The organism is Nitratireductor rhodophyticola (assembly GCF_019891355.1).
Classification (GTDB): domain Bacteria; phylum Pseudomonadota; class Alphaproteobacteria; order Rhizobiales; family Rhizobiaceae; genus Nitratireductor; species Nitratireductor rhodophyticola.
On record NZ_JAHSSF010000001.1, the window covers coordinates 917,551 to 936,098 of the forward strand.

Annotated in this window: 16 protein-coding genes; all 16 read right to left on the minus strand. The window is 61.3% G+C overall.

The genetic code is table 11. The features are described from left to right. Window positions 1–31: 31 nt before the first annotated feature. Window positions 32–1,363, minus strand: coding sequence for a proline--tRNA ligase (gene proS, locus KUG85_RS04320; RefSeq protein ID WP_223004503.1), 1,332 nt, complete (start codon window positions 1,361–1,363; stop codon window positions 32–34). A 462-nt stretch (window positions 1,364–1,825) separates the two neighbouring features. Then, entirely contained in the window at window positions 1,826–2,095 is a 270-nt protein-coding gene (locus KUG85_RS04325) for a DUF1467 family protein (RefSeq protein ID WP_065817658.1), read from the minus strand. Window positions 2,096–2,104: 9 nt separating this feature from the next. After that, window positions 2,105–2,509 (minus strand): methylmalonyl-CoA epimerase, encoded by a 405-nt coding sequence (gene mce / locus KUG85_RS04330; protein ID WP_223004252.1) that lies wholly within the window; start codon window positions 2,507–2,509, stop codon window positions 2,105–2,107. 52 nt (window positions 2,510–2,561) lie between these two features. Further along, window positions 2,562–4,265, minus strand: coding sequence for a ribonuclease J (locus KUG85_RS04335; RefSeq protein WP_223004253.1), 1,704 nt, complete (start codon window positions 4,263–4,265; stop codon window positions 2,562–2,564). A gap of 13 nt (window positions 4,266–4,278) precedes the next feature. Further along, complete coding sequence (locus tag KUG85_RS04340; RefSeq protein ID WP_223004254.1) at window positions 4,279–5,103, minus strand: biotin--[acetyl-CoA-carboxylase] ligase; 825 nt, start codon at window positions 5,101–5,103, stop codon at window positions 4,279–4,281. Window positions 5,104–5,106: 3 nt separating this feature from the next. Further along, window positions 5,107–6,543 (minus strand): NADH-quinone oxidoreductase subunit NuoN, encoded by a 1,437-nt coding sequence (gene nuoN / locus KUG85_RS04345; RefSeq protein WP_223004255.1) that lies wholly within the window; start codon window positions 6,541–6,543, stop codon window positions 5,107–5,109. 15 nt (window positions 6,544–6,558) lie between these two features. Then, complete coding sequence (locus tag KUG85_RS04350) at window positions 6,559–8,073, minus strand: NADH-quinone oxidoreductase subunit M (RefSeq protein ID WP_223004256.1); 1,515 nt, start codon at window positions 8,071–8,073, stop codon at window positions 6,559–6,561. A gap of 3 nt (window positions 8,074–8,076) precedes the next feature. Beyond that, a complete protein-coding gene (nuoL, locus tag KUG85_RS04355; RefSeq protein WP_223004257.1) occupies window positions 8,077–10,062 on the minus strand; it encodes an NADH-quinone oxidoreductase subunit L in 1,986 nt (661 codons plus the stop codon). A 10-nt stretch (window positions 10,063–10,072) separates the two neighbouring features. Further along, the gene (nuoK, locus tag KUG85_RS04360) at window positions 10,073–10,381 is read right to left on the minus strand and encodes an NADH-quinone oxidoreductase subunit NuoK (protein ID WP_025030250.1); all 309 of its coding nucleotides are present in this window, start codon (window positions 10,379–10,381) and stop codon (window positions 10,073–10,075) included. A gap of 5 nt (window positions 10,382–10,386) precedes the next feature. Next, window positions 10,387–11,007 (minus strand): NADH-quinone oxidoreductase subunit J, encoded by a 621-nt coding sequence (locus tag KUG85_RS04365; RefSeq protein ID WP_065817665.1) that lies wholly within the window; start codon window positions 11,005–11,007, stop codon window positions 10,387–10,389. A gap of 122 nt (window positions 11,008–11,129) precedes the next feature. Continuing rightward, the gene (gene nuoI, locus KUG85_RS04370) at window positions 11,130–11,621 is read right to left on the minus strand and encodes an NADH-quinone oxidoreductase subunit NuoI (RefSeq protein WP_065817666.1); all 492 of its coding nucleotides are present in this window, start codon (window positions 11,619–11,621) and stop codon (window positions 11,130–11,132) included. Between the two features lie 43 nt (window positions 11,622–11,664). Beyond that, a complete protein-coding gene (nuoH, locus tag KUG85_RS04375; RefSeq protein WP_007007897.1) occupies window positions 11,665–12,708 on the minus strand; it encodes an NADH-quinone oxidoreductase subunit NuoH in 1,044 nt (347 codons plus the stop codon). 6 nt (window positions 12,709–12,714) lie between these two features. Further along, window positions 12,715–14,796: an NADH-quinone oxidoreductase subunit NuoG gene (gene nuoG, locus KUG85_RS04380; RefSeq protein ID WP_223004258.1), complete on the minus strand. Its 2,082-nt coding sequence runs from the start codon at window positions 14,794–14,796 to the stop codon at window positions 12,715–12,717. A gap of 48 nt (window positions 14,797–14,844) precedes the next feature. Continuing rightward, window positions 14,845–16,149, minus strand: a complete 1,305-nt coding sequence (gene nuoF, locus KUG85_RS04385) for an NADH-quinone oxidoreductase subunit NuoF (protein WP_223004259.1) — start codon at window positions 16,147–16,149, stop codon at window positions 14,845–14,847. Between the two features lie 11 nt (window positions 16,150–16,160). Then, a complete protein-coding gene (locus KUG85_RS04390; RefSeq protein ID WP_223004260.1) occupies window positions 16,161–17,348 on the minus strand; it encodes an NADH-quinone oxidoreductase subunit E in 1,188 nt (395 codons plus the stop codon). Continuing rightward, the gene (locus tag KUG85_RS04395) at window positions 17,349–18,539 is read right to left on the minus strand and encodes an NADH-quinone oxidoreductase subunit D (protein WP_223004261.1); all 1,191 of its coding nucleotides are present in this window, start codon (window positions 18,537–18,539) and stop codon (window positions 17,349–17,351) included. Between the last annotated feature and the right edge of the window lie 9 nt (window positions 18,540–18,548).

Genomic DNA, 18,548 nt, shown 5'->3' on the forward strand with positions numbered 1-18,548 from the left:
CTTTTGCGCAAACAGAAATCGCGGCGCCGCCTCATGCTGCGCCCTGAGCAAGGCGGTTGAGCGCATCCGCAACCGACAGGGAGACCCGTTCGCCGGAGGCCCGGTTCTTGAGCTCGACCTCGCCATTGGCGACACCGCGCGGGCCGACCACCAATTGCCAGGGAAGACCGATAAGGTCCGCAGTGGCGAACTTGCCGCCGGCGCGCTGGTCCGTATCGTCATAGAGCACATCCTTGCCCGCGGCCTGCAGCTTTGCATAAAGCTCTTCGCAGATGCGGTCGCAGGCCTCGTCGCCCACCTTCATGTTGATCAGACCCACATCGAACGGGGCGACGCTCTCCGGCCAGATGATGCCGTTCTCGTCATGGCTCGCCTCGATGATCGCCGCCAGAAGGCGGCTCGGGCCAATGCCGTAGGATCCCATGGACACATGATGCTCCTTGCCGTCCGGACCGGTGACGGTCGCGTTCATGGGCTTGGAATACTTGGTCCCGAAGTGGAAAATATGGCCGACTTCGATGCCGCGCGCAGAAACCTTCTCATCTTCGGAAATGGCGTCCCAGGCGGCTTCGTCGTGCATCTCGTCGGTCGCCGCATAGGGCGTGGTCCAGGTGGTGACGATGTCGGCGATTTCCGCGTCATTGCTGAAATCGATATCCGCGCCCGGCACCTGCAGTTCAAGGAACTCCTTGCGGCAGAACACCTCGCTCTCGCCGGTGGAAGCCAGAATGATGAATTCGTGGCTGAGATCACCGCCAATGGGGCCGGTGTCGGCGCGCATCGGGATAGCCTGCAGCCCCATGCGGGCAAATGTGCGCAGATAGGCAACGAACATGCGGTTGTAGGCGGCCTTCGCGCCCTCGAAGTCGAGATCGAAGGAATAGGCGTCCTTCATCAGGAACTCGCGCGAACGCATCACGCCAAAGCGCGGGCGCACCTCATCGCGGAACTTCCACTGGATGTGATAGAGATTGAGTGGGAGATCCTTGTAGGATTTGACGTAGGACCGGAAGATGTCCGTCACCATCTCCTCATTGGTGGGGCCATAGAGCATCTTGCGCTCGTGCCGGTCGGTGATGCGCAACATCTCCTTACCGTAATCGTCGTAGCGCCCGCTCTCCATCCACAGATCGGCCGACTGAATGGTGGGCATCAGGATTTCCTGGGCCCCGGCCCGGTTCTGTTCCTCGCGGATGATCTGATTGACCTTGTCGAGAACGCGCTTGCCCAGCGGCAGCCAGGAAAAGCTTCCGGCGCCCTGCTGGCGGATCATACCGGCGCGCAGCATCAGGCGATGCGAGACGATTTCGGCCTCACGAGGGGTTTCTTTCAGGATCGGCAGAAAGTAGCGCGACAGTCGCATAAACGCATCCATTGAAGCGGCTCGGACGAGCCTGTTCGGAATCAAAGTGACAAATGGTTCAGGGCCGGTGTCTTAACCATTTCGCAATGAATTGAAAAGCCGAAGCCTTGCACCGCCCCCTGCCCGCCACACAAAAGGACGGCAGCATACGGATTTGATAACAATGCATTTCAAACGCGATTTTCCTCGTGACAATTCGTCTCAACTTGATCTATGGTGCCCTCCCATAACAAGAGGGTGAAGCTGAAAATTCATCCTCATTACGCGGTCAAAGTCTTGGGAGGATGCGGTCCAGGCGCGGTTACACGCAGCCGCCGACGATGATACGGTAAAGGATCGGACGCGTTGAGTTAGCAAGGCCTCTTGGCCTTGCATTTTTTTTGGGCCAAGCCCATCCCCCATGTCTTCAGGAGATGCCTGCGCCGCGCCGAAGCGGTTGTCGCATGACGGCTGCAGATTGCGTCAGTCGAACCTGGGTACGACCCTTGGAATATCGTCGAACGAATAGCCAAGGCCCCGTGTCACAAGGATCAGGAGACCGCAGATCACCAGGGCGATGATCGTGGTGCGGATCAGGGCGCGCAGCATATGCGGCCCGCGCGGCGCGCTTTCGGTGGTGCCAAGCGTCACCTCGCCGTCTTCCTCCTGCGTGCGCAGACCGAACGGCAGCGCGATGAAGAGCACCGTCCACCAGACGATGAAAAATACGGCGAGAAGAGAAACCCAGCCCATCGATGAACCTCAGACCTGTTCGAGTTCGACAAGGGTGCCAGTAAAATCCTTGGGGTGCAGGAAGAGGACCGGCTTGCCATGGGCACCGGTCTTCGGCTCCCCGTCTCCGAGGATGCGCGCACCATCCGCCTTCAATCGGTCGCGCGCGGCAATGATATCGGCCACCTCATAGCATATGTGATGCATGCCGCCGTCCGGGTTTTTCGAGAGAAAGCCGGCAATCGGCGATCCCTCGCCAAGCGGCTCCAGCAGCTCGACCTTGGTGTTATCGAGCTCTACGAAAACCACGGTAACACCATGCTCGGGCAGCGCCTGCGGTGCGGAAACCTTTGCGCCCAGCGTATCGCGATAAAGGGCCGACGCCTTCTCAAGATCAGGCACCGCGATCGCCACGTGATTGAGCTTTCCGAGCATCGGCCTTTCTTCTCCTGCAAAACGGCGGGGTGTCTGGCGCCCCGCCCTTTGCTTATTGCGTGACGAAGACCGTCACAATGGGCTTTTTGCCCCATGCGGCATTTGCCGCATTGCGCACGGCACGCCGAACCGATTCCGACACCAGGTCGAGATCCTTTCGACGGTTGCGCGGAATGCTGCGCACGGCGCCGGATGCTGCGTCCAGCATGATGTCCTCAAGCAGTTCCCCCTGTGCATCGCGATCGGCAACGCCGATGGAGACAATATCGGGGTCGCCATCGAGATTGAAACGATCATCAAGCACAACGTTGAGCGCAACATGGCCCGCATAGGAAAGCTTGCGGCGATCGCGGATGCCCATCTCCTCGTCGTCACCCAGAAGCCGGCCATCCTTGAAGAAACGCCCATGCGGGACCTCGCCGATGATTTCGGCCGGTCCGGGGGCAAGGCGCAGCATGTCGCCATTGCGCACCTGCGTGACCTCTGGAATGCCTTCCATGGCGCCAAGCGAGCCCTGCGCCACCAGATGCGCGGCCTCGCCATGCACCGGCACGAGAATCTGTGGACGCACCCAGGAATACATGCGCTTCAATTCGCTGCGGCGCGGATGGCCGGAAACATGCACCAGCGCATCGTCATCCTCGATGATCTCGATGCCCATCTCGATCAGGCGGTTCTTGGTTTCCAGAACCGCTTTTTCATTGCCGGGAATGAGGCGCGAAGAATACACCACCGTGTCGCCCGCCGTCAGCGCAACATTGCGCATCTCGTCACGGGCGAGTTTGGCGAGGGCCGCGCGATTCTCGCCCTGGCTGCCGGTGCACAGCACCACCACCTTGTCGCGTGGGACGTGCTGGAATTCGTCCTCGTCCAGATACTCCGGCAGGCCGTCGAGATAGCCGAGTTCCGTGGCCACATCGATAACGCGTTTCATGGAACGGCCGAGCACGAGAAGCTGGCGGCCGGCATCGCGCGCGGCTTCCGCAATGGAGCGAATGCGCCCGACATTCGAAGAGAAGGTGGTGACGACGACACGGCCCGACGCCGCCTCGATCACTTCTTTCAGCCCTTCGCCCACAGCTTGCTCGGTGGGGGATTCGCCTTCGCGCATCGCATTTGTGGAATCGCAGACCAGCGCGAGAACGCCTTCATCACCGATCGCGCGGAAGCGCGCCTCGTCGGTTTTGGGCCCGATGGCGGGAGCCGGGTCGATCTTCCAGTCGCCCGTATGCACCACCCTGCCGAGCGGGGTTGTGATGGCGAGCGAAACCGGCTCGGGAATGGAGTGCGCGACGGCAACGGCCTCGATGCTGAACGGACCGATCTCGAAGGTTTCGCCGGCCCTGAAGATCTTCACCGGCACATCGGGCGCACCGGACTCGGACTGGCGCTTGGCCTCCAGAAGCCCGGCGGCAAAAGGCGTCATCCAGACATCGGCCTTGAGCAGCGGCCAAAGATCGAGCACCGCACCGTAGTGATCTTCATGCGCATGGGTGATCACGATGCCGCGCAGCCGGTCGACCTCACCGCGAATGAAGCTGATGTCGGGCAGAACCAGATCGACGCCCGGAAGCTCCGGCCCCGGAAAGGTCACTCCGCAATCGACAACGATCCATTCGCGTTTGCCGGCGGGTCCAAAACCATAGAGGCCGAAATTCATGCCGATCTCGCCGACACCGCCAAGCGGACAGAAAACCAGCTCGGCATTCTTCAGATCGCCGCTCTTGGCCTGCTTTTTTGTACTGGAACGCGCCATGGGTCCCCTTCTCTTAATCTGCCTGCGCAGAGGCGACCGCGCCGAAATGCACGTCGCCTGCTGCAATTCTCAACAATGAACCGTCCGCCTCGCGGATGACGAAGCGACAGGCCTCGTCGATGGTTTCGAACGTGCCGCGCGCCACGCGCCCGTCGACACGGATGGACACCTGAGTGCCAAGCCCTGCCGCTCGCTTGAGCCAGCGGCTGCGAATGGCATCGAGCCCGCGCCCGCCATTCCAAAGGCGACTGTTATCGACCCAGGCGTCCGAAAGCGCAAGGAAGAGATCGCCCGCATCTCCGCCAAAGCCCAGCGCCTTGAGCGAGGTGGCCGGGTAAGGTGTGTTGTCTGGATGGGAAACGACATTGACGCCGATACCAACCGCAATCGCAAAGCGGCCATCGGGCAAAATGGCCGATTCCAGCAGAATGCCGGAAAGCTTCGCCCCGTCGGCCAGAACGTCGTTCGGCCATTTGAGCGCAAAGCGCCCGCCCGGCATGTCGCCGCCATCGGCAGCAACCGCAATGTGCTTTCCCGGCACGACCGCCAAAAGCGCATCGGAGAGGGCGAGCCCGGCAACAAAGCCGAGCGTGGCCGCCGTCGCCGGCTCGAAATGACCGACATTCAGAAGCGTTGCGGCAAGATTGCCGGGCGGCGTTGCCCATTCGCGCCCCCGGCGCCCGCGCCCGCTCTCCTGTCTGGAGGCGACAACCCAGAGATTGCCGGGGTCGCCGGCGCGCGCATGATCGAGCGCCAGCGCATTGGTAGAACCGACGCTCTCATGGGCTTCCAGCCGAAACCCGGCCGATTCCGCCGACGGCGCCAGACGAAAGGCCATGACCTAGAAGAAGGTCTTTGCGGCGGCCTCGGCAAAGCGCCCGACAGGGCCACCGATCAGAACGTAGAGCAGCACGAAGGCACCCGACAGGAGCATGACGAAGCGCAGTTCGCCCGCCATGGGCTGGAAAGCGCCCGAACTCTCGTCGAACCACATGAGCTTGATGACGCGCAGATAGTAGAACGCGCTGACCACGGAAGCGACAAGACCGATCACAGCAAGCGGATAGAGCCCTGCCTCAATGGCGGGAAGGAACACGAACCACTTGCCCCAGAAGCCTGCCAGAGGCGGAATGCCTGCGAGCGAGAACATCAGAATGGTCATGACCGTCGCCATCATGGGATTGGTTGTCGACAGGCCTGCCAGATCGTCGATCTGCTCGACATTGGCGTCGTTGCGGCGCATCGCCAGGATGACGGCAAAGGTGCCGAGCGTCATGGCCAGATAGATCAGCATGTAGATCACCACGCCCTTGACGCCTGCCTCGGAATTCGCGGCAAGACCGACCAGCGCATAACCCACATGGCCGATCGACGAATAGGCCATCAGGCGCTTGATGTTGCGCTGACCGATGGCAGCAAACGCACCCAGAACCATGGAAGCGATCGACACGAAGATGATGATCTGCTGCCAGTCGCTGGCGATCGGCTCGAACGCGCTCATGGTGACGCGCACCAGGAGCGCCATGGCGGCCATCTTGGGCGCCGCCGCGAAGAAGGCGGTGACCGGGGTCGGCGCGCCTTCATAAACGTCCGGCGTCCACATGTGGAAGGGAACAGCGGAAATCTTGAAGGCAAGACCGGCAAGCACGAAGACCAGACCGAAGACGAGACCGAGCTGACGCTCCGCACCCGTCAGCGTTGCGGCGATGACGTCGAAACCGGTGTTGCCCGTGTAGCCGTAGACCAGCGAAATGCCGTAAAGCATCATGCCCGAAGAGAGCGCGCCAAGAACAAAGTATTTCAGGCCCGCTTCGGTGGAGCGCGCGCTGTCGCGGTTGATGGCGGCAACGACGTAGAGTGCGAGCGACTGCAGCTCGAGGCCAAGATAGAGCGCGATCATGTCGTTGGCCGAGATCATCAGCATCATGCCGAGCGTGGCCAGCATGATGAGAACCGGGAACTCGAACTTGTCGAATTTCTCCGCCTTGGCAAAACCGACAGACATGACAAGCGTCACAACGGAGCCGACCAGCGTCAGGATCTTCATGAAGCGGGCGAACGCATCGCTTACGAACGCGCCGCCGAAGGCGCGGCCATCGGCCGGGAAGATCACCATCAGTGCAATCACGGCGACCAGAAGCGCGACCGCAAGGCCGGTGACGGTGGAATTGGCACGGGGGCCGGAAAAGACACCGACCATCAGGAGCGCCATAGCGCCCACCGCCAGGATCAGCTCCGGCGTTGCAAGGATCAGGCTTATCGTCAGATCAGGCGTCATTCGCTTTCAATCCGTTTACTGCGCGGCAGCCGTTGCCGCTTCCCGTGCCATGTCGGCCGACAGGGAGACATTGTTCACAAGTGCTTCGACCGAAACCGCCGTCGCATCGAGGATCGGTGCCGGGTAGACACCGAAGAAGATGACCAGCACCACAAGCGGGTAAAGGATCAGCTTTTCGCGCGCGGAGAGGTCGAGCATGCCCTTGAGGCTTTCCTTGGTGAGCGAGCCGAAGATCACCCGGCGATAGAGCCAGAGCGCATACCCCGCCGACAGGATGACACCGGTGGTGGCAAAGAGCGCGACCCAGGTGTTGACCTTGAACACCGACAGAAGCGTCAGGAACTCGCCGACGAAGCCGCTGGTGCCCGGCAGGCCAACATTGGCCATGGTGAAGATCATGAACACGGTGGCGTATTTGGGCATGTTGTTGACCAGGCCGCCATAGGCCGCAATTTCACGGGTGTGCATGCGGTCATAGATGACGCCGACACACAGGAAGAGCGCGCCCGAGACGAGACCATGCGAGAGCATCTGGAAGATCGCGCCCTGCACGCCCTGCTCGTTGATGGCGAAAATGCCCATGGTGACGAAGCCCATATGGGCAACCGACGAGTAGGCGATCAGCTTCTTGATGTCTTCCTGCATCAGCGCCACCAGCGAGGTGTAGATGATGGCGATGACCGACAGGGTGAAGACCAGCGGCGCCAGGTCGATGGAGGCGACCGGGAACATGGGCAGCGAGAAGCGCAGGAAGCCATAGCCGCCCATCTTCAACAGAATGCCTGCAAGGATGACCGAACCCGCCGTTGGCGCTTCAACGTGCGCATCGGGCAGCCAGGTGTGGACCGGCCACATGGGCATTTTGACCGCGAAGGAGGCGAAGAATGCCACCCATAGCCAGTATTGCATGCCCTCCGGGAAGACATGGGTCAAAAGTGTCGGGATATCCGTCGTGCCGGCCTGCCAGTACATCGCCATCATGGCGATCAGCATCAGCACCGAGCCGAGCAGTGTGTAGAGGAAGAACTTGAAGCTCGCATAGACGCGCCGCTTGCCGCCCCACACGCCGATGATGATGAACATCGGAATGAGGCCCGCCTCGAAAAAGACGTAGAAGAGCACGATGTCGAGCGCACAGAACACGCCGATCATGAGCGTTTCCAGGATCAGAAACGCGATCATGTATTCCTTGACGCGATGCTCCACCGCGTCCCAGCTCGCCAGAATGCACAGCGGCATGAGGAAGGTCGTCAGGATGACGAACAGCATGGAAATGCCGTCGACACCCATGTGATAGGAAATGCCGGAACCGAGCCATTCGCGCTTTTCGACCATCTGGAAGCCGGGCGTCGACGCGTCGAAGCCGATCCAGATGAAGAGCGACAGGACGAAGGTGAAGACCGTCGTCAAAAGCGCAACATTGCGAATGTTCCGGCGCGCACCGGCGCCATCCTCCCGGATCAGGAGGATCAAAAGCGCACCCACCAGCGGCAGGAAGGTGACCGTGGAAAGAATTGGCCAGTCGGTCATGGCTTAGAACGTGCCTCCGAGCATCATCCAGGTAACGAGGGCCGCAACGCCGATGAGCATGGCGAAGGCGTAGTGATAGAGATAGCCGCTCTGCAGCTTTACGATCCGGTTGGTCACATCGACCACACGGGCCGAAATGCCATCCGGGCCGAGACCGTCGATGACGGCGCCGTCGCCCTTCTTCCACAGGAAGTGGCCGAGGCGCTTGGCCGGACGGACAAACAGGAAGTCATAGAGCTCGTCGAAATACCACTTGTTGAGCAGGAAGGCATAAAGCCCGCTGAACTGCCTGGCCAACTGCTTGGGACGTTCCGGGGAACGGATGTAGTAGACCCAGGCGACATAGAGGCCCAGAAGCATGGCGACGAACGGAGCAAGCTTCACCCAGACGGGCACGTGGTGGAACTCTTCCAGCATGTGATTATCCGGCAGTGTGAAGAGAGCGCCTTTCCAGAAGTGCTCATACTCGTGGCCGACGAAGAACTCCTTGAAGGCAACGCCGGCAAAAAGCGCTCCGGCTGCAAGGATGAACAGCGGCACGAGCATGACCAGCGGCGATTCGTGCACATGGTGCATCACATCGGCGGAAGCGCGCGGCTTGCCGTGGAAGGTCATGAAGATCAGACGCCAGGAGTAGAAGCTGGTGAAGACGGCCGCCACGGTGAGCAGGATGAATGAGAACGTCGCGAAATAGTTCTCTGCCGCGAACGCACCTTCGATGATGGCGTCCTTGGAAAAGAAGCCTGCCGTACCGATGACCGTCAGCGGAATGCCCACGCCGGTCAGCGCGATCGTGCCGATGATCATCATCCAGTAGGTCTGCGGGATCAACTTCCTGAGACCGCCCATCTTGCGCATGTCCTGTTCGTCGGAGACGGCATGGATGACCGAACCGGACCCAAGGAACAAAAGCGCCTTGAAGAAGGCGTGCGTAAAGAGGTGGAAGATGGCCGCGCTGTAAAAGCCGGTGCCAAGCGCGACGAACATGTAGCCGAGCTGCGAACAGGTCGAATAGGCGATGACGCGCTTGATGTCGTTCTGCACCAGACCGACGGTCGCGGCGAAGAAGGCCGTGAACGCACCTACGAAGGTGACGACCGTGAGGGCCGTGTGCGACAGCTCGAAGATCGGCGACAGGCGCGCGACCATGAAGACACCTGCCGTCACCATGGTGGCGGCGTGGATGAGCGCGGAGACCGGGGTCGGGCCTTCCATGGCGTCGGGCAGCCATGTGTGCAGCGGCACCTGCGCCGACTTGCCCATGGCGCCCATGAACAGAAGAAGGCAGATCGCCGTCAGCGCGCCGCCCTTATCAAGCGCATAACCGAGGAAGGTGAGCACGGGCTCGCCCGCCTCCGCGCCTTCAGCCGGAAGATAGGTCGCGGCGTTGGCGAAGATGGTGCTGAAGTTCACCGAACCGAACAGCATGTAGACGCCGAAAATGCCGAGCAGGAAGCCGAAATCGCCCACACGGTTGACAACGAACGCCTTGATGGCCGCGGCATTGGCCGAGGGCTTCTTGAACCAGAAACCGATCAGCAGATAGGACGCAAGACCGACGCCTTCCCAGCCGAAGAACATCTGGATCAGATTGTCCGATGTCACCAGCATGAGCATGGCGAAGGTGAACAGCGACAGATAGGCAAAGAAGCGCGGCCGATGCGGGTCATGGTGCATGTAGCCGATCGAATAGATGTGAACCAGCGCTGAGACCGTGTTGACGACGATCAGCATGACGGCGGTCAGCGTGTCGACGCGGATCGCCCAGCTCACATCCAGATTGCCCGAGGTGATGAAGGCCAGAAGCGGCACGGTGAATGCCTCGCCGCTGCCCATCGCCACCGTGAAGAAGGCCACCCAGGACAACAGCGCGGCAATGACCATGAAACCGCTGGTGATCAGCTCGGACCCCTTCGCGCCGATGGAGCGGCCGAACAGCCCGGCAATCAGAAAGCCGATAAGCGGGAGAAATACGATCGCTTGATACATGGCCGTATGCTCAGCCCTTCATCATGTTGATGTCTTCGACGGCGATGGTGCCGCGATTGCGGAAGAAGACGACGAGAATGGCAAGTCCGATCGCGGCTTCCGCCGCCGCGACGGTGAGAACGAAAAGCGCGAAAACCTGGCCGACCAGATCTCCAAGAACCGAGGAGAAGGCGACGAAATTCAGGTTGACCGCAAGCAGGATGAGCTCGACCGACATCAGGATGATGATGACGTTCTTCCGGTTGAGGAAGATGCCGAACACGCCGAGCGTGAACAGGATGGCCGAGACGGTCAGATAGTGTGCGATGCCGATTTCCAGCATGATCAGAGCCCCTCGCCCGTTTCGACTTTCTTGATTTCAATCGCCGTTTCAGGCGTGCGCGCCACCTGGACAGAGATGTTCTGCCGCTTGACGTTTTCCTTGTGGCGCAGCGTCAGCACGATGGCGCCGATCATGGCCACCAGCAGCACCATGCCGGCGATCTGGAAGAAATGGATGTAATCCGTGTAGAGAATGTCGCCGAGCGCGGCCGTGTTGTGGCGCACATCGATCGGCGGCGTGGGCTGGGCAACCTCGCCCGAAAGCTCCGGCGCGAAGGCGTAACCGCCAAGAACGATGATCAGCTCTGCGGCCAGGATGATGCCTACCAGCGCACCGACCGGCGCATACTGCAGCGCGCCGCGCTTCAGCTCCGCGAAGTCCACATCCAGCATCATGACGACGAAAAGGAACAGCACGGCAACCGCGCCGACATAGACGACCAGCATGATGAAGGCCAGAAACTCGGCGCCCGTCAGAAGGAAGAGACCGGCCGAGTTGAAGAACGCGACGATCAGATAGAGCACCGAATGCACGGGATTGCGCGCGGAAATGACCATAAAGGCCGCCGCCACGGTTAGGAAGGCGAACAGATAAAAGAAAATCGCCTCAAGTCCTGTCAGCATGGTTCCCTCGGTACCTAGCCTGCCGAAGCAGAGCGCTCCGGCTTTTCAAGAAACCCGGCAAGCCGGGCATTCACGATGCTTCGTTTAGACGGGCGCCCCGCCCCCGTCCACGGGTCAAACCGTCACCGGTATGGTGCATCCAGCGCGATGTTGCGCGCCAGTTCCCGCTCCCACCGGTCGCCATTGGCGAGCAGCTTGTCCTTGTCGTAGTAAAGCTCTTCGCGCGTTTCCGTCGCGAACTCGAAGTTCGGCCCCTCGACGATGGCGTCAACCGGGCAGGCCTCCTGACAGAAGCCGCAATAGATGCACTTCACCATGTCGATGTCGTAGCGCACCGTCCGGCGCGTGCCGTCATTGCGGCGGGGCCCCGCCTCGATGGTGATGGCCTGCGCCGGGCAGATCGCCTCGCACAGCTTGCATGCAATGCAGCGCTCTTCGCCATTGGGATAGCGGCGCAATGCGTGCTCGCCACGAAAGCGCGGGCTGACCGGGCCTTTTTCATGCGGATAGTTCAGCGTGTATTTCGGAGCAAAGAACTGCCGCATGGACAGGATGACAGCCCCGACGAACTCTTTGAGAAGCAGCGATTTGGCTGCCTGTGCAAGCGCACTCATCGATTTTCTCCGAAGCGTGTTTCAGGGATGAAAAAGGTCATGGTCATGCCATCCCCGTGATTTTCAGGAAGGCCGCGGTGGCAACGACCATGAAGAGCGACAGCGGCAGGAACACTTTCCAGCCAAGGCGCATCAACTGATCGTAGCGGTAGCGCGGCACGAAAGCCTTCACCAGCGCGAACATGAAGAAGACCATGCACATCTTCAACACGAACCAGATCACACCCGGCACCCAGGTGAAGGGCGCGAAGTCGAGCGGCGGCAGCCAGCCACCCAGGAACAGGATGGTGGTGAGCGCGCACATCAGGACGATTGCCACATACTCGCCGAGGAAGAAGAGCAGGAACGGCGTCGAGGAATACTCGATCATGTGACCGGCCACGAGCTCGGATTCAGCCTCCACCAGATCGAAGGGAGGACGGTTCGTCTCGGCGAGCGCCGAAATGAAGAACACGATGAACATGGGGAACAGCGCCAGCCAGTTCCAGTCTAGGAACGTGTTGGGCAGGCCGAGCATGGTGCCGAGACCGTCGCCCTGCGCGAGCACGATGTCGGTCAGGTTCAGCGAGCCGACCGTGAGCAGGACGGTGACGATCACGAAGCCGATGGAGACCTCATACGAGACCATCTGTGCCGCCGAACGCAGCGCGCCAAGGAACGGATATTTCGAGTTGGACGCCCAGCCGCCCATGATCACGCCATAGACTTCCAGCGAAGCGATGGCGAAGACATAGAGAATGCCGATGTTCACATTGGCAATCGCCCAGCCTTCATTGACCGGGATCACCGCCCATGCGGCAATCGCCAGAACCGAAGCGACGACCGGCGCGAGCAGGAACACACCCTTGTTGGCGCCCGACGGGATCACCGGCTCCTTGAAGACAAACTTGAAGAGGTCGGCAAACGCCTGGAACAGGCCCCACGGGCCGACCACGTTCGGACCACGGCGGCGCTGCACGGCGGCCCAGATCTTGCGGTCGGCGTAAAGGATATAGGCGACGAAGATCAGGAGGATGACGATCATCGCCACCGACTGCAGAAGGATCAGAAGCCCCGGAAGGACGTAGGTTGAAAAGAAGGTATCCATTCGTCTCTACTCGGCCGCCTGTTTTACGTCGCCGCGCGCCAGTGCCGAACATTCAGCCATCACAGCCGAGGCACGGGCGATCGGATTGGTGAGATAGAAATCCTTCACCGGCGAGGTGAAGGGAGCCTTGGTAAGCCGCCCGCCAAGCTTGGCGAGTTTCTCGACATCGCCTGCATCGGCCGGCGCAACCGTGTCGATGGCCGCGAAATGCGGGAATTCGGCATAAAGCGCTGCGCGAAGGGCGCCAAGCGAATCGAAGGGCAGCTTGTGGCCAAGCACATCGGATAGCGCCCGAAGAATGGCCCAGTCTTCCTTCGCCTCACCCGGCGCGAAACCGGCGCGGTTGGTCATCTGCACCCGGCCCTCGGTGTTCACATAGGTGCCGGACTTTTCCGTATAGGTGGCTGCCGGCAGGATGACATCGGCGCGGTGTGCACCGGCATCGCCATGGGTGCCGATATAGACGGTGAAGGCCTCGCCGATGGCACTCATGTCGATCTCGTCGGCGCCGAGCAGGAAGAGCACGTCCATCGCGCCCATCATACCCTTCACGTCCTTGCCCTCTTTACCGGGCACGAAGCCGAGATCGAGACCGCCGACGCGGCTTGCCGCCGTGTGAAGGACGGCAAAACCGTTCCACTCGGCAGAAACCGCCTTGACCGATCCGGCAAGCTTTGCCGCGAGACCGAGGATCGCCGCACCGTCGGAGCGGGCCAGAGCCCCCTGCCCCACGATGATCATCGGACGCTTGGCTTTCTTGAGGACCGAGGCGAATTTGCCATTGCCTTCGGCCAGTTCCTTGAGCGTTTCGGCCCCGGCACCGAGCATGTCGTATTCGTAACGCAGGTCACCCATCTCGCCGATGACGCCAATGGGGAAATCGCCCATGCGCCAGCGCTTGCGGATGCGGGCGTTGAGAACGGACGCCTCGAAACGCGGATTGGCGCCGACGATCAGAAGCGCGTCGGCCTCCTCGATGCCCTCGATGGTCGGGTTGAAGAGATAGCCCGCACGCCCAAGCGCCGGATCAAGCACTGCGCCATCCTGGCGGCAGTCATAATTCGGGGAGGCGAGCGACTGCATCAGCGCCTTGAGTGCGTACATTTCCTCGACGGCTGCGAGATCGCCGGCGATTGCGCCGATCTTTTCCGGCTGAGCCTTCGTCACAGCTTTTGCAATGGCGTCGAACGCCTCGCCCCACGATGCCGGCTGCAGGCGGTTGTCCCTGCGCACATAGGGGCGGTCAAGGCGCTGCGTGCGCAGGCCGTCCCAGATGAAGCGGGTCTTGTCGGAAATCCACTCCTCGTTCACCGCCTCGTTGATGCGCGGCATGATGCGCATGACTTCGCGGCCACGCGTATCAACGCGGATGGCCGAGCCAACCGCATCCATCACGTCGATGGACTGGGTCTTGTTGAGCTCCCACGGACGCGCCTGGAACGCATAGGGGCGCGACGTCAGCGCGCCAACCGGGCACAGGTCAATCACATTGCCCTGAAGCTCGGACGTCATCGCCTCTTCGAGATAGGTGGTGATCTCGGCATCCTCGCCACGGCCGATCAGGCCGAGCTCCGAAATGCCGGCCACCTCGGTGGTGAAACGGACGCAGCGCGTGCAGTGGATGCAGCGCGTCATGATCGTTTTGACGAGCGGGCCGATATATTTGTCTTCGACGGCGCGCTTGTTTTCCTTGTAGCGGGACGAATCCACGCCGAAGGCCATCGCCTGATCCTGCAGGTCGCATTCGCCGCCCTGGTCGCAGATCGGGCAATCGAGCGGATGGTTGATGAGCAGGAACTCCATCACACCTTCGCGGGCCTTCTTGACCATCGGCGTGTTGGTGAAGATTTCCGGCGCCTCGCCGTTCGGGCCGGGGCGCAGATCGCGCACGCCCATGGCGCAGGAGGCGGCCGGCTTGGGCGGTCCGCCCTTCACTTCCACCAGACACATGCGGCAGTTGCCGGCGATCGACAGACGCTCATGAAAACAGAAGCGCGGCACCTCCGCGCCCGCCTCCTCGGCGGCCTGCAGCAGCGTGTAGTGATCGGGTACCTCGATCTCCGTGCCGTCGACTTTCAATTTTGCCATGGTCGCTGTCCGCTTACCTCTCGCCCCTTCCGGAGCAAACCTTCACTTTTATTCCGCCGCCACCAGCGCCGGCCGGGCCTGATGCGCATTGCGGGTGAATTCATCGATGCGCCGCTCGATCTCCGGGCGGAAATGACGCACGAGACCCTGGATCGGCCACGCGGCCGCATCGCCAAGGGCGCAGATCGTGTGGCCTTCCACCTGCTTGGTCACATCGAGCAACATGTCGATTTCGTGCTTTTGCGCCTGGCCGACGACCAGACGCTCCATCACACGCCACATCCAGCCAGTGCCCTCGCGGCACGGCGTGCACTGGCCGCAGCTCTCGTGCTTGTAGAAATAGGAAAGCCGCGCAATCGCCTTCACGATGTCGGTCGACTTGTCCATGACAATCACCGCGGCGGTGCCGAGACCGGACTTCAGTTCGCGCAGGCTGTCGAAGTCCATCGGCGTGTCGATGATCTCACTGGCCGGCACCAGCGGCACCGAAGAGCCGCCGGGAATGACCGCCAGAAGATTGTCCCAGCCGCCGCGGATGCCGCCGCAATGGCGCTCGATCAGCTCGCGGAACGGAATGGACATTTCCTCTTCCACCGTGCACGGATTTTCCACGTGGCCGGAGATGCAAAAAAGCTTCGTGCCCTTGTTGTTCTCGCGCCCGAAGGACGAGAACCACGATGCGCCGCGACGCAGAATGGTCGGCGCAACGGCGATGGATTCGACGTTGTTCACGGTGGTCGGGCAGCCATAGAGGCCGACATTCGCAGGGAATGGCGGCTTGAGGCGCGGCTGGCCCTTCTTGCCTTCAAGGCTTTCCAGAAGTGCCGTTTCCTCACCGCAGATATAAGCGCCGGCGCCGTGATGGACGTAAACGTCCATGTCCCAGCCGCATTTGTTGTTCTTGCCAAGCAGGCCCGCTTCGTAACACTCGGCAATGGCACGCTCGAGCGCCTCGCGCTCACGGATGAACTCGCCGCGCACATAGATGTATGCGGTGTGGGCGCCCATGGCGAAGCCGGCGATCAGGCATCCCTCGACCAGCGTGTGCGGGTCGTGGCGCATGATGTCGCGGTCTTTACAGGTGCCAGGCTCCGATTCGTCGGCATTGACGACGAGATAATGCGGGCGGTCGCCCGGCTCTTTCGGCATGAACGACCATTTGAGACCGGTCGGGAAGCCGGCGCCACCGCGCCCGCGCAGGCCCGACGCCTTCATCTCGTTGATGATCCAGTCGCGGCCCTTGTCGATCAGCCCCTTGGTGTTGTCCCACAGGCCGCGCGACTGCGCGCCCTTCAGGGAACGGTCGAACTGGCCGTAAATATTGGTGAAGATGCGGTCTTTATCCTGGAGCATGGCTCAGTCCCTCACCTCGGCTTCTTGCCGAAAACCCTGATGTATTCGGCTTCGCCGCCCTTGGCGAGCGCCTTGGCCTGTTTGACCCAGTCCTCGCGCTCGATGCGGCCATGAAAACTCAGATAGCCGTCGACCCATTCGCGCTCGGCCTTCTTCCACTTCGAAACCTGCTCGAAGGTGAAAATGCCAAGATCGTGCAGAATGCCCTCGATCTTCGGGCCGACGCCGGAAATCATCTTGAGGTCGTCGGGTTCTGCCGGGCGCTCGATGCCGACCGGACGGTTCTTGTCTTCAAGCGCGGGCTTGGCCGGTTTCGCTGTTTTTGCCGCTTTTCCGGCCGCAGACGCTTTGGATGCGGTGGCGGATTTGGGCGAGGTGCCAGGCTTTTTCTTCGGCGCGGCCTTGGCGGAAACAGCGGCGGCTGCCGATGTCTTGCCATTGTCTGCCTTGACCGGAGACGGCGACTTGATGGCCGGGTCGGTTTCGGTTGCGGACGTGTCGGGCTTTGCGGCGCGCGACGGCGGCACCTCGGTGCCTGCTGCTTTCGCCCTGCTGCCGGCCTTCGCTTTCGTCTTGCCCGTAACGGCCTTTTCGTCGGTCAGCGCCGTCAGGCCGCTCGCCGGGGCCGAGTAGATGCGGTCGATCTGCGGACCGGGCTTGATCGTGTCGCCCTTGCCGGCTTCGAACGCATCGATGATTTCTTCCAGACGCTCGGGCGTCAGATCTTCATAGGTGTCCTTGAAGATCATGACCATCGGCGCGTTCACACAGGCACCCTGACACTCCACCTCTTCCCACGACAGCGTGCCGTCGGCATTTGGGTGGAAGGGTTCGGGATTGATCTTCTTCTTGCAAAGCTCGATCAGTTCGCCGGAACCGCGCAGCATGCAGGGCGTGGTGCCGCAGACCTGAATGTGGGCGCGGGTGCCGACGGGCGCGAGCTGGAACTGGGTATAGAAGGTCGCCACTTCGAGCACGCGGATCAGCGGCATGTCCAGCATTTCGGCCACATGCTCGATGGCTGCGCGCGTGACCCAGCCTTCCTGCTCCTGCGCGAGCATCAGAAGCGGGATTACCGCCGACTGCTTGCGGTCTTTCGGATATTTGCCCAGCCAGCGCTTCACCTCCCCGTTCATGGCACGGGAAAAAGCGAAGCTCTGCGGCTGGACGGCTTCGTCTGCGAGACGGCGGACTGACATTTATCTGTCTACCTCACCAAACACGATGTCGAGGGAGCCAAGCACGGCGGCGACGTCGGCCAGAAGATGGCCGCGGCACAGGAAATCCATTGCCTGGAGATGAGCAAAGCCCGGCGCGCGCAGCTTGCAGCGATAGGGCTTGTTGGAGCCGTCGGAGACCAGATAGACGCCGAACTCGCCCTTGGGCGCTTCCACACAGGCATAAACCTCGCCTTCGGGGACGTGGTAGCCTTCGGTGTAGAGCTTGAAGTGATGGATCAGCGCTTCCATTGACCGCTTCATCTCGCCGCGCTTGGGCGGGACGATCTTGCCGTCGGTGTTGGAGACCGGGCCGACACGCTCCTTGCCAAGAAGACGATCAACACACTGGCGCATGATCTTCGCCGACTGGCGCATCTCTTCCATACGGATGAGATAGCGATCATAGCAGTCGCCATTCTTGCCGATCGGAATGTCGAATTCCATCTGCGGGTAGCATTCATAGGGCTGGCTCTTGCGCAGATCCCATGCCGCACCCGAACCACGCACCATGACGCCCGAAAAGCCCCAGGCCCATGCGTCTTCCAGCGTGACAACGCCGATATCGACATTGCGCTGCTTGAAGATACGGTTGCCGGTCAGGAGATTGTCAAGATCATCCACCGTCTTGTGAAAGGGCTCGATCCAGTTGCCGATGTCCTCGACGAGCTGGTCTGGAATGTCCTGATGAACGCCGCCGGGGCGGAAATAGGCCGCGTGCATGCGCGCGCCACAGGCCCGCTCATAAAACACCATCAGCTTTTCGCGCTCTTCAAAGCCCCACAGCGGCGGGGTGAGCGCGCCCACGTCCAGCGCCTGCGTGGTGATGTTCAGAAGATGGTTCAGGATACGGCCGATCTCGGAGAACAGCACGCGAATGAGCTGCCCGCGGATCGGCACGTCAATGCCGATCAGACGCTCGACGGCCAGCGCAAAAGCGTGTTCCTGGTTCATCGGCGCCACATAGTCGAGCCGGTCGAAATAAGGCACGGCCTGCAGATAGGTCTTGTGCTCGATCAGCTTTTCGGTGCCGCGATGAAGAAGGCCAATATGCGGATCAACGCGCTCGACCACCTCACCGTCGAGCTCAAGCACAAGGCGCAGAACGCCGTGCGCCGCCGGATGCTGCGGGCCGAAGTTGATGTTGAAGTTGCGGACGGAGTGTTCAGTCATGACGCATGG